At 43.4% G+C, this 12,745-nt stretch carries 13 protein-coding genes; 4 read left to right on the top strand and 9 right to left on the bottom strand.

Translation table 11 applies throughout. From position 1 onward, the window contains the following. Positions 1–11: 11 nt before the first annotated feature. The 6 genes from MHZ95_RS02800 to MHZ95_RS02825 all read right to left on the bottom strand — a co-directional run bounded on the left by MHZ95_RS02800 (position 12) and on the right by MHZ95_RS02825 (position 6,340). Entirely contained in the window at positions 12–290 is a 279-nt protein-coding gene (locus tag MHZ95_RS02800) for a UPF0223 family protein (RefSeq protein ID WP_239388972.1), read from the bottom strand. A gap of 278 nt (positions 291–568) precedes the next feature. Continuing rightward, a complete protein-coding gene (gene lpdA / locus MHZ95_RS02805) occupies positions 569–1,981 on the bottom strand; it encodes a dihydrolipoyl dehydrogenase (RefSeq protein WP_239388973.1) in 1,413 nt (470 codons plus the stop codon). A 4-nt stretch (positions 1,982–1,985) separates the two neighbouring features. Beyond that, a complete protein-coding gene (locus tag MHZ95_RS02810) occupies positions 1,986–3,308 on the bottom strand; it encodes a dihydrolipoamide acetyltransferase family protein (protein ID WP_239388974.1) in 1,323 nt (440 codons plus the stop codon). 28 nt (positions 3,309–3,336) lie between these two features. Continuing rightward, positions 3,337–4,314, bottom strand: coding sequence for an alpha-ketoacid dehydrogenase subunit beta (locus tag MHZ95_RS02815; RefSeq protein ID WP_239388975.1), 978 nt, complete (start codon positions 4,312–4,314; stop codon positions 3,337–3,339). A gap of 3 nt (positions 4,315–4,317) precedes the next feature. Next, a complete protein-coding gene (gene pdhA / locus MHZ95_RS02820; RefSeq protein ID WP_239388976.1) occupies positions 4,318–5,433 on the bottom strand; it encodes a pyruvate dehydrogenase (acetyl-transferring) E1 component subunit alpha in 1,116 nt (371 codons plus the stop codon). Between the two features lie 283 nt (positions 5,434–5,716). Then, entirely contained in the window at positions 5,717–6,340 is a 624-nt protein-coding gene (locus tag MHZ95_RS02825; protein WP_239389189.1) for a YkyA family protein, read from the bottom strand. A 193-nt stretch (positions 6,341–6,533) separates the two neighbouring features. Between MHZ95_RS02825 and def the strand changes: the two genes are divergently transcribed. The 3 genes from def to rnjA all read left to right on the top strand — a co-directional run bounded on the left by def (position 6,534) and on the right by rnjA (position 9,240). Continuing rightward, positions 6,534–7,091, top strand: a complete 558-nt coding sequence (gene def, locus MHZ95_RS02830) for a peptide deformylase (RefSeq protein WP_239388977.1) — start codon at positions 6,534–6,536, stop codon at positions 7,089–7,091. Positions 7,092–7,359: 268 nt separating this feature from the next. After that, on the top strand, positions 7,360–7,569 hold the full coding sequence (locus MHZ95_RS02835) for a DNA-dependent RNA polymerase subunit epsilon (RefSeq protein WP_239388978.1): 210 nt from the start codon (positions 7,360–7,362) through the stop codon (positions 7,567–7,569). A gap of 3 nt (positions 7,570–7,572) precedes the next feature. Then, the gene (rnjA, locus tag MHZ95_RS02840) at positions 7,573–9,240 is read left to right on the top strand and encodes a ribonuclease J1 (RefSeq protein ID WP_239388979.1); all 1,668 of its coding nucleotides are present in this window, start codon (positions 7,573–7,575) and stop codon (positions 9,238–9,240) included. Between the two features lie 43 nt (positions 9,241–9,283). Here rnjA and MHZ95_RS02845 read toward each other — a convergent pair whose 3' ends face one another. From MHZ95_RS02845 to MHZ95_RS02855, 3 genes are all read right to left on the bottom strand, one after another. Then, entirely contained in the window at positions 9,284–9,943 is a 660-nt protein-coding gene (locus MHZ95_RS02845; RefSeq protein WP_239388980.1) for a potassium channel family protein, read from the bottom strand. 145 nt (positions 9,944–10,088) lie between these two features. Then, positions 10,089–10,532: a redoxin domain-containing protein gene (locus MHZ95_RS02850; RefSeq protein WP_239388981.1), complete on the bottom strand. Its 444-nt coding sequence runs from the start codon at positions 10,530–10,532 to the stop codon at positions 10,089–10,091. A 199-nt stretch (positions 10,533–10,731) separates the two neighbouring features. After that, entirely contained in the window at positions 10,732–11,055 is a 324-nt protein-coding gene (locus MHZ95_RS02855; RefSeq protein WP_239388982.1) for a hypothetical protein, read from the bottom strand. A 72-nt stretch (positions 11,056–11,127) separates the two neighbouring features. On the opposite strand from MHZ95_RS02855, the gene MHZ95_RS02860 reads away from it, so the two are divergent. Continuing rightward, positions 11,128–12,582 carry a magnesium transporter CorA family protein gene (locus tag MHZ95_RS02860; protein WP_239388983.1) on the top strand — a complete coding sequence of 485 codons (1,455 nt, stop codon included), beginning with the start codon at positions 11,128–11,130 and terminating at the stop codon, positions 12,580–12,582. The last annotated feature ends 163 nt before the right edge of the window (positions 12,583–12,745 follow it).

Consider the following 12,745-nt stretch of genomic DNA (forward strand, 5'->3'; position numbering starts at 1 on the left):
GGGGCGCAAGCTTAACGCTGCGTCCCTTTAATCATTTCCCCATCCGTTCCTTCTTTTGCCGCTTTTACAATCCGATAGCAAGCATAGCCGCTCGCTTCGTCAAATTCCTTGAAAAGCGTCTTCTCTTCTGCCATGGACGGGACAATCTTTTTAAACGCCCGATAGGCTTCCATCAACCGTTCTCTTGAAATTCCGGTTTCATATGCTTTTTCAATCGCCTCGTAAAACGAAGCGACAGTAATGATCTCATCCGTTGACCAATCATATCGAATCGGATAGTTATAATTCACCTTGCATAACTCCCTTCAATCATTCATCTTTTTCAACACTTCATTGATTACGAACCAGTTGCCATTGACTCTTGCATGACCAGTATCGACATTTCGAATACAGATGAATCATGAAGTCTTTTTCATTTTATCATACCAACGTTTATTCAGACGCAACTAAACTGTTCTTACAGCATGTTTCAACACTATTCGAATATTTCCTTTCTAAATAGATTAAAAACCGTCTACAAGGCACGCCAGGTGCTTTGTAGACGGTTAGAAAAGCATAAGATGGATACTTATTTTGAGATCATATGAATCGGCTTGCCAAGCGCGACTTCTGCAGCTTCCATGGAGATTTCACCCAATGTCGGATGCGCATGAATTGTCATCGCGACGTCTTCAAGTGTCATACCCGCTTCGACAGCAAGACCAAGTTCAGCGATCATGTCGGAAGCATTTTCCCCGACAATTTGCGCACCAAGAAGAAGTCCATCTTCTTTGCGTGCAACAAGCTTAACGAAACCTTCAGTCGCATCCAGTGCAAGTGCACGGCCATTTGCCGCAAATGGGAATTTACCAGCTACTACGTCATAGCCTTCTTCTTTCGCCTGTTGTTCGTTCAGACCGACAGACGCAAGTTCAGGATCTGTAAAGCAGACAGCAGGAATCGCCAAGTAGTCGACTTCGGATTTTTCGCCAGCAATCGCTTCAGCAGCGATTTTCGCCTCGTAAGAAGCTTTATGCGCAAGCTGGAGACCCGGTACGATATCACCGATTGCGTAGATGTTCGGAATGCTTGTACGGCATTGTTTATCCACTTCGATCAGACCGCGCTCTAGGAATTTGATGCCCAATTCTTCAAGACCAATCTCATCGGTATTCGGACGACGACCAACTGTAACGAGCACATAATCCGCTTCGACTTTCTTTTCTTCGCCTTTTGCTTCATAAGTCACTGTTACACCTGTATCTGACTCTTCGACACCTTTAGCAGATGCTTTTACAACAACTTCGACACCTTTTTTCTTCAAGCCTTTTTTGACGATTTGTGTCATTTGCTTTTCAAAGCCAGCAAGGATATCGTCCGCACCTTCGATAATCGTCACTTCCGAACCAAGGTTTGCATATGCAGAACCTAGCTCAGTTCCTATGTAACCACCACCGATGACTACGAGCTTACCAGGAACTTCAGTAAGGTTCAATGCGCCTGTCGAGCTAAGCACACGCTTAGAAAATTTGAACGTCGGGATTTCAACAGGTCGGGATCCTGTCGCAATGATTGCATTCTTGAATTTATATGTTTGTGCAGAATCTTCTTTGATCACACGAACTGTGTTGCTATCAACGAAGTATGCTTCACCTTCTACATAATCCACTTTGTTGCCTTTAAGAAGACCTGAAACGCCGCCAGTCAACTTGCTGACAACACCGTCTTTGAATGCTTGTGATTTAGCGAAATCCAGTTTCACTTCAGTCGCGGTAACTCCCATTGAATCAGAGTTTTTAGCATTGGCATAGCGATGTCCAACAGCGATAAGTGCTTTGGAAGGGATACATCCTACGTTCAAGCACACGCCACCCACAGTTTCTTTTTCCACAACAGTTACTTTTTGACCCAATTGCGCCGCACGGATTGCCGCGACATATCCTCCTGGACCTGAACCTACTACGAGCGTATCAATTTCGATTGGAAAATCCCCTACTACCATGATCTCACGCCTCCATTAATAATAATTCTGGATTACCGAGCAATTTCTTCAAATGATTCAATGCTTGTTGCCCTGTTGCTCCGTCAATCACTCGGTGATCGAACACCAATGATAATGCTAACATAGGTGCCGCTACAATTTCACCATTTTTTACGATAGGTTTTTCCGCAATTCGACCAATTCCTAGAATAGCGACTTCCGGATGGTTGATAATTGGCGTAAACCATTGTCCACCTGCTGATCCGATATTTGTGATCGAGCAAGATGCACCTTTCATTTCATTTGGAGACAGTTTCCCATCTCTTGCTTTAACAGCCAATTTGTTTATTTCATCAGAAATGGCAAATACTGATTTGCGATCTGCATGTTTAATGACCGGGACAAGTAATCCACGTTCCGTGTCAGCAGCAATTCCGATATTGTAATAGTGTTTTTGGATAATTTCCTGCGCAGCATCATCCAGTGATGTATTCAATGCCGGGAATTCGCGCAATGTCGAAACGAGCGCTTTGACGACATATGGCAAATAAGTCAATTTGATATCTTTCTCTGCAGCGATGTCTTTGAACTTTTTGCGATGTGCAACAAGTTCTGTCACATCGACTTCATCAAGCAACGTCACATGCGGAGCCGTATGTTTCGAATTGACCATCGCTTTTGCGATCGCTTTGCGGATACCTGACATTTTTTCGCGCGTTTCCGGGAAGTCTCCTTCTAGGTTAACTGGAGCTGGAGCTGCTGTTTGCTGCGCTGCTTCTTCCGCTTGAACGCCTTCTTCGGAAACAGCGGATGCTTGAACTTGTCCACCATTTTGGAAGGATTCGATATCTTCTTTCAAGACACGCCCGTTTTTACCCGTTCCTGCCACTTGGCGAATATCCACGCCTTGTTCTCGTGCAAATTTACGCACCGACGGCATCGCAATAATGCGACGGCTCGGATCGACATCTTCCTGGACTTTCTCACTTTGGGCTTCCTCTTGCTTCGGCGCTTCCTCTTTTTCGATCGATTGACCCGCTTCAGCAGTAGCTTGGACTTGAGCTTCTGTTTCAGCGCTTGCCTCTCCACCCGAGTCAGCATTTTCGTAACCCGGTGCATCGATTCGGATCAACACATCTCCTACGACCGCAACCGTCCCTTCGGAAACAACGACTTCTTCAATTGTTCCTGTCACTGGGGATGGAATTTCCACGACCGCTTTATCGTTCTGGACTTCAAGAAGCGTGTCGTCTTCACTGATTTTGTCACCTTTTGCAACAAACCATTTCACAATTTCGCCTTCATGGATCCCTTCTCCTATATCTGGTAAACGGAATTCATATGCCACGTGATTCACCCTTTCATGTTCAATTATTTTAGAATGTCAGTACTTTTTTAGCTGTTTCGGCAATATCTTTCGCATTCGGAAGCCATGCATTTTCACCTTGCGCGAACGGATAGATCGTATCCGGTGCCGCTACGCGAAGAACAGGTGCTTCCAAACTCAAAATCGCTCGTTCTGTAATTTCTGCTACAACATTCGCAGCAATACCCGCTTGTTTTTGTGCTTCCTGTACAACTATGGCACGATTCGTCTTTTCAACAGAAGCGATGATCGTTTCGATATCAAGTGGTTGAATTGTACGCAAATCGACAACTTCTAGTGAATAGCCTTCTTTTTCAAGTGCTTCAGCTGCTTTTAGACTTTCCTGTACCATTGCGCCATAAGCGATAACCGTCAAATCTGTCCCTTCACGTTTCACATCCGCTTTTCCAAGAGGTATCGTATACTCCTCTTCAGGAACTTCCTGTCTAAACGAACGATATAACTTCATATGCTCAAGGAAGATGACCGGATCTTCATCGCGGATTGCAGAAATCAGCAAACCTTTTGCATCATATGGTGTTGAAGGAATGACAACTTTCAATCCCGGTTGTGAAGCTACTAGACCCTCAAGGCTGTCAGCGTGCATTTCAGGTGTTGCTACACCGCCTCCGAATGGAGAACGAATCGTAACAGGTGCATTGAAACGGCCATTGCTTCGGAAACTCATCCGCGCTAATTGACCGCTGACAGAGTCGATCACTTCATAGAGGAAACCGAAGAATTGGATTTCCATAACCGGACGGAAGCCTGTGAATGCAAGTCCAATTGCAAGACCACCGATACCAGATTCCGCTAGCGGCGTGTCAAATACACGCTCTTCGCCAAACTCTTTTTGCAACCCTTCTGTTGCACGGAAAACCCCACCGTTATTTCCAACGTCTTCACCGAAGACGAGGACGTTTTTATCATTTTTTAACTCTGTACGCATTGCGTCCGTAATCGCTTGAATCATCGTCATTTGTGCCATCGGTTACTTCGACTCCTTCTCTGTGTAAATCGCGAGCTGTTCTTGTAAATTGTAAGGAAGCTCACCCTTATGCATAATGTTGATAAAATCGCTCACTTTTTGTTTTGGTGCAGCGTCTGCTTCTTTGATCGCTTCTTTAATTTCTTCTTTCGCGCGTTCGATCACTTCGTTTTCCTTCTCTTCGTTCCAGAGACCTTTTCCTTCTAGGTATTTACGGAAACGAATGAGCGCATCGCGTTTTTCCCACTCGCTATCCGTTTCGGATGTACGGTAACGAGTCGGATCGTCCCCAGCCATCGTATGTGGTCCGTAACGGTAACACATCGTCTCAATTAGTGTAGGTCCTTCACCGTTCAATGCGCGTTCACGTGCATCGCGTGTAACCGCATACACCGCCAGTGGGTCCATCCCATCCACTAGTACACTCGGAATACCCGCTGCAATCCCTTTTTGCGCCAATGTTTTTGCAGCTGTTTGCAACTCGCGTGGCGTTGAAATTGCATATTGGTTATTTTGGATAATGAAAATTGCTGGAGAACGGTATGCTCCCGCGAAGTTGATCCCTTCATAGAAATCCCCTTGAGATGTTCCTCCGTCACCTGTGTATGTCATCGCGACCGCTTTTGTACCTCGTTTTTGGAATCCTAGCGCGATACCTGCCGCTTGAATATATTGGGCGCCGATAATGATTTGCGGCGGGAATACATTGACGTTTTCCGGAATCGTCCCCCCTTGGAAATGTCCACGTGACCAAAGGAATGCGGTTGACAATGGCAATCCATGGAAAAGCATTTGTGGTACATCACGGTAACCCGGCAACACAAAATCCTCTTTTTCAAGCGCAAAGTGTGAAGCGATTTGAGATGCTTCTTGCCCTGCTGTCGGTGCGTAGAAACCTAAACGTCCTTGACGGTTCAATGAAGTTGAACGCTGGTCCAAAATTCGTGTGAATACCATACGTGACATTAAGTCAACGAGTTCTTCATCTGATAAATTCGGATTTGCATCCTCATTGACAATTACGCCTTCTTCGTTCAGAATCTGGAACATTTCAAACTTCTCTTCAATCGCGTTAAGTGTTTCCACCGGATCGAACTGCTTACCTTTTTTTGCAGCCATTTCGGCACCTCTCCTTTATATCTGTATTATAAACTCTCAAATTATTAATTGGTACAACTGAATTCTTTATCAGTATACTCAATTAAAATCAAATGGTCAATCATTGTAACCTCTTGTTATTCCGCACATCTACAGTTTCTGAATAGAAAATAAACATCATTCTGTATTAACACAATCCGAAATCTGTATTGTAACAGAATCCTATTTTGATAACGCATACATAACACAGAAAGATAGCAGGATTAATCTCCTGCTATCTCCACTTATCCGATATGATGTCTTGTCAATTGATTTCCATATCCTCTAGCAAAGAATTGACCCTCGTAGTCGCTTCGTTAAAGATGGAGATTGCCGATTGCACTTCTTCTTTCTGGGCATTCACTTCTTTTACTTGTTCATTTAATCGCGACAATCCCGTCCGATTGTCAATCAGCATTTCATATAACTCACTTTGCAATGTGGCCAGCTCTTTATATTCGGAAACGAAAGCAGCATGCAACTCATATCGTTCATTTACCACTGATTGCAGCTGTTCAATCATCTTTTTATTCTTTTCGTCGTCCTCATCCAAAACATTATCCAAATCCATTGCGTATTTCTTCGCACCCTGAATGGACGCTTCTTCCTTTTCAAGGAAGGCTAAACGCTGACCTAACATTTTTTTCAGCTCTGTCACTTTGGCTGCCAACTCCTCTTGACGGTCTTTCGTCAACTCCATGGTCTCGTTAAATAATTGCTGTTCTTGTTGCTCATACTCAAACACCGTCTCTTGCGCTTCCCGATAATCCATTTCCATATGATTCAATTCATCGATCACTTTTTTCAGCTGTTCATCTGCGGAAGTTCCAAAATTACATCCGACAAGCATGGCTGAAATCACCAACACATATATGAGTTTCAGTTTCACCAAAATGATCCGCTCCTTTATTCTTTCTGCTCAGCTTCTTTGTACGCATCGCCAAGTTTTCGACTTTTTTGAAACAGGTAAAGCGATCGTGTTTTATAACACTCGATTCAACATTATTCTTTATTCCTTTCACCTATTTTCACATTCGATTATACTATTGAATAGATACGTTTAACCGAAAGGAAGTTGTACGATGATTTTAATGGATCAAATCGTCCGTGAAGGACACCCGGCACTCCGCAAACGTGCGGAGGAAGTAAAATTCCCATTATCAGCAGAAGACCTAAAACTAAGTGAAGAATTACTTGAATATGTTAAGAATAGTCAAGATCCCGACTTGAACGAAAAGTATGGTCTTCGTCCAGGGATCGGTCTTGCCGCACCACAAGTAAATGAATCGAAAAGAATGTTTGCACTTCATATTCCGGAGAGTGGAAAAGAGGCGCTCAGCTTTGTCGCCATCAATCCGAAGATTGTCAGCCATTCTGTTGAACTCACCTATATTACATCAGGTGAAGGTTGCCTTTCAGTTGACCGGGATGTCGAAGGCTATGTGCCGCGATATGCCCGCATCACAGTGAAAGCGAAAGATGCGGAAGGCAAAGAATTCAAAAAGAGATTGAAAGGTCTTGCAGCAATCGCTTTTCAACATGAGCTGGATCATTTGAATGGCATCATGTTCTATGATCACATCGATCCGAAAATGCCTTATAAGGATATTCCTGGCGCCATCCCATTCGAACGGGATTGAAAATAGAAAGAAAGCATGGTCGAGCTGAAGAAATCCCACTTGACGAAAGGTTCCGAAAATGGTATACTTTCTCCAAGGAGTGATATAGCCATGTACAAACGCCTAAAACGGAAACTGTTGAAACGGCTGAATGGCATCCTCGGCAAAAAAACCATTGCATAAATATTCTAGCTCACCCTTCAAATGGTGGGCTTTTCTTTATTTTATGGAAATGTCGTGCTAATATAAAGAGAATGATTTGAATCGAACGTAAAAAGGAGAGCGAACGATGATTTATAAAGTGTATTATCAAGAAAACAAGCTACAAGTACCGGTCCGCGAAAACACTAGAAGCATGTACATCGAAGCGGATTCGGAAAGGGAAGTCCGCGCAAAGTTGAAGAATCGTGAATACAACATCGAATTCATCCAACTTTTAGAAGGAAAACACCTAGAGCACGAGCAGGCTTCACCCTATTTCGAGCTTGAGCAGGTCTGATTGATGAAATCGATTAAAAACAATGAAACAGCCGTTTTCGCATTAGGCGGACTAGGTGAAATCGGTAAAAACACATACGGCGTACAATTTCAAGATGAAATCATCTTGATTGATGCAGGCATCAAATTCCCGGAAGACGATTTGCTAGGTATCGATTATGTGATTCCTGACTACACATATCTTGAGCGGAATGTAGATAAAATCAAAGGTCTATTCATCACCCATGGTCACGAAGATCATATCGGGGGCATTCCTTACCTACTCCGAAAAATCAATATCCCGATTTACGGAGGAAAACTCGCACTGGGTCTATTGCGCAATAAGCTAGAAGAACATGGACTTTTGCGGACAACAAAAATGATTGCCATCGATGAGGACGATTTGATTAAATTTCGAAAGACATCGGTATCCTTTTTCCGGACAACCCATAGTATTCCAGATGCGTTCGGCGTTGTTGTAAAAACGCCTTCCGGGAATATCGTTCATACCGGTGACTTCAAATTCGACTTTACGCCTGTCGGTGAGCCAGCAAACTTAACAAAAATGGCCAAAATAGGTAGCGAAGGCGTTCTCTGTCTTCTTTCTGACAGCACAAATGCCGAAGTGCCAAACTTCACAATGTCCGAACGGAAAGTCGGAGAAAGCTTGAATGATATTTTTAGAAAAGTGGAAGGCCGTATTATATTCGCTACGTTTGCATCGAATATCCACAGACTTCAACAAGTCATACAAGCAGCTGAACTGTTCGGTAGAAAAATCGCTGTTTTTGGACGCAGCATGGACAATGCCATTACCATCGGGCGTGACCTCGGTTATATCGATGCGCCAAAAGAATTATTTGTCGATACCCAATCCTTGAACAAATTACCGGCAAACGAAGTAATGATTCTCTGTACAGGTAGTCAAGGAGAGCCGATGGCCGCATTGTCACGCATTGCGAATGGTACGCATCGTCAAGTGCAGATTCATCCGGGAGATACGGTCATTTTCTCATCCTCCCCGATTCCAGGAAATACGCTCAGTGTAAACAAAACAATCAATGCGCTATTCCGAGCAGGCGCGGAGGTCATTCACGGAAAACTCAATAATATCCATACATCCGGACACGGTTCGCAGGAAGAGCAGAAATTGATGCTACGGTTGATCAAGCCGAAGTTCTTCATGCCGATCCACGGCGAATACCGCATGCAGAAAATGCACTCGAACCTCGCTGTCGACTGTGATATTCCGCGTGAAAATACGTTTATCATGGGGAATGGTGATGTTCTGGCCTTGACACAAAATTCCGCCCGGCTTGCCGGCAGGATTCCATCAGGCGATGTATATATTGACGGAAGCGGTATCGGTGATATCGGGAACGTCGTACTCCGTGATCGCAGAATTCTCTCGGAAGATGGCCTTGTCATCGTTGTGGCAACGGTCGATATGAAACGCAATCGTGTCGTTTCCGGACCGGACATCATTTCCAGAGGTTTCGTCTATATGCGTGAATCTGGAACAATGATCCATGAAGCACAACAAATGCTATCGAAACAAATGCAACGAAAACTTGCAGCTTCCCCTGCGGATATCGGCGCACTAAAAAGTGAAATCATTGATGTATTAGGTCCTTATTTATTCGATAAGACAAAAAGGAAGCCAATGGTGCTACCAGTCATTATGGAAGTATAAAACAAAGCCCTTCAACTTAAGTTGAAGGGCTTTTTCATGGGAATCAGTGCAAGGCTTTCTTCTCAAATTTATGGATATCTTCATCCGATCCGATGATGATGAGAATATCATCTAGACGGATCTTTTCGATCGCTTGCGGAGATACCAAAATTTGGTTACTGCGTTTAATCGCTACAATATTGACACCATATTTTGCACGGATATCCAGATCGATCAATGTAAATCCCGCTATTTTCTCGTTCGCCTTTATTTCTGCGATAGAATACTCCTCTGATAACTCCAGATAATCCAGTATATTATTCGATACCATATTATTAGCAATCCGCATGGCCATATCCCTCTCCGGGTGTACGACCTGATCGGCACCAATTTTACGCAATACTTTTTCATGGGAGTCGTTCTGTGCTTTTACCGTTATTTTGGGGACACCTATTTCTTTCAACATCAGCGTCGTTAAAATACTTGCTTGAATATTTTCACCGATGGCTACAACAACATGTTCAAAGTTTCGAATGCCGAGCGACTTGAGTACAGATTCATCTGTCGTATCGGCCACCACTGCTTGAGTGGCAATTTGCGCATATTCATCTACACGACCATGGGAAATGTCGATCGCCATAACATCCGCCCCAAGCTCAATCAATTCCCGGACGATGCTTCCTCCAAACCGACCTAGCCCAATGACGACAAATTCCTTTTTCATAACTATTCTCCCCTGTTCACTTCATACATGCGCCTAGTGTATCACATAAATGGAAAATCCGTCATTTCAATCCCTGCTAAATTATAAGAAAAAAAACGACTATGCCTTTAAAGAAGGCATAGCCGCTCAATCATCAACTATTACTCTACAGTTCAACCAACACGCGCTTTACACGTTTTTCAAGCATTCTTATACCGCCACCACCCGCTTGATAATGTCTCAACAGACCATTTTTATCGAATACATAGTAAGCCGGAACATAATGGTTATCAAATCGGTCTGTCAGTTTCACTTCACCATCTACAAAAATGGGCTGTGTCATATCATGTTGTGCGGCGACTGATTTAATTCGACTTAAATCCAGATCAGCTTTTGACCGTGGCATATGGACAGCGATCACGTTCAACTCATCCCTATATTTATCTCTGAACTCATTGATCGCCCATATCGCTTCCTTGCAAAGCTGGCAACTAATCGACCAGAAGTGGATGAGTGTCGGCTTTTCTCCAATGAGATCAGCCTTTGTCTTTTGGCCATTCAACCATGCTGTTGCGCCTACAAGTTCAGGCATTTGTTCGCGCAATCTCATAATTGTTGTCCTCCTTAGTTTCCCAAAAATCTCCACTACTTAATATATGCATCGAGATTCCGATTGATAAGAACAAAAAAAACCAATTTCAAATCAGATCAACTTTTCACAGTTGACCTTCCATTGAAACTGGGCATTTTTGACGAATTCTCGTCATTATGTTTATCTATCCCTCATTTAAGGGAACTGGATTGTAGGGTCACTTGCAATGAGACGGTTTTGCAGGCCTGGCCAAGCAATACTCACAATCCGGATCACTGCAGGAAGCTTCACGCCATTCATCACATGTCGGACAATAGATGGAATCATGCTCATCATTATAAGCAAGAGGGTCGAGGCAAACGTTACAGTGATTGGATAGTTCGTTCAATTCTAGGATTTTCCCATTTTTCATAAGGAAAATGCCTTCAATCTCTTTTTTTCCCGTACGTGGATCGGCGAAAGGATCCCAATTGAGTCCCAAGTCTTCCATTGTCCAGTTACGTTCATCCGGATCTAGGTAAAAAATTTTCTTTTTTCCCAATCATAGCCCCCCTTTATGCGCTTTATTGTACCATAAAAAGTGAGAAATTCAATTGCCGGAGGATTGATCCTTATGCAGGAAATCACTGCGATCGACAAGCTGGATATCATGCAGTCATCTATGTCATTCGTACTTCCATTCGGCTATGACCGCAAAAGAAAGAATGACATCATTGAAACACTATTAGAAAATGATTTTACCTATTTTAAAATCGATCAACCATCCGATACTCACCATTATTACGGGATGGATATCACTGTTGAAGGAAAGGAACTTGAACAGTATTTCCTGCCATACGTTGGGCAAAAGCTATTTCCGGATACCCCTACCCAACAGGGATTCCATCGCTTCAGCATTTCCATCATGAAACCTTTCCGCCTCCAAATTAGAAAGTCTCTGTTGCCGTTCACCATTCAAAGCGTCGACATTACATTAGCTCCTTTCGGCATCGCATTCATGACGATTCGGGTGGAATTGGATGGGCACGTGCATGAGCTGACGGATGTGCTCGATTTCATGCATCATTTCCGGACGGTCGAGCCCATTCTCAAAGAGGAGAAAGGGGCAACGGTCCATTTCCCCGATAGTGGAGAGCAATTATCGGTGCACGATCTGCTATTTGACGTTTTATGTCCTTTTCTAAAGCGTTATTTTAGAGAGGAGGAGCATCTGAACGGTTATTTCGGTTCCCTCCCCTATTTTGAAGATGAAAGAATGTATGCATCTGCTTACCTTATCAGCCGTGAAGGAGCATTGATTACAGACAACCATTTGTACCGTATGGGTGCATTGGATGGTCGATCCCCGGACGGCGAGGCATTCGTGTCTGCACATAATCCGGCTTACATCCGACGGGTACTAGACCACACCCTACATGACAGATGGGCTCCGTATACATATACTGTCATCACCGAGCATGCCTACATCACCGTTACAAACCGCCCACCCGATGAGATGGACAGGGAATTGTCCCAATTCATGGGCACACATTATTATAATTTTCTACTTCATTATTTCTATAAGATCATGTTATTGCGCCTTGCATTTGAATACAGTCAACTCAATTGGAAGCAGGACAATGAATATGTCAAATCGCTTATCAAACTCATTACCCTTTTCTCCTCTTGGTATTATTTCCAAGAGGTCAGTACCCGCTCAGAAGGGAAAGAGTTATCGATAATGTTCCGTCAATCATTTTCAATCGATCAACTTTTCGATGATGTAAATAACACGTTGCACGAACTATATAAAAATCAGGAAAGTATCAACTCTGATCGGATGAATATGCTTTTGTTCGCTCTAACTGTCTTTACAGTCATTTCAGGCATATACGGCATGAACCTCGTCATCAAAGACTGGGAATCTTCAGCCGGCTGGAAAGCATTACAACAATATAATTTTTACGAATGGATCGCCCTCGTAACGGCCCTCAGTGGAATTGGTCTTTCCATCTATCTAATCGGGTCCACGATCGGAAAAATCGTTATCAAAAAACTGCGTAACCGAAAGGCTGAATCACGATTATGACAGAGACCGGATCGACCTCTTCCTTCCAGAGAGGTTATCCGGTTTTCTTGCTTCCATTAAGGTCATGTCAAATTCTATCGAAAACCTGAAAGTTTTCTCTTGATTTCCAAACCATTTTCTTTATAATAAAGAGGGTTTTCAGTAAACTCCAAGTATATTATGA

Source organism: Sporosarcina sp. ACRSM, from assembly GCF_022346545.1.
In the GTDB taxonomy this organism is placed as follows: Bacteria; Bacillota; Bacilli; order Bacillales_A; family Planococcaceae; genus Sporosarcina.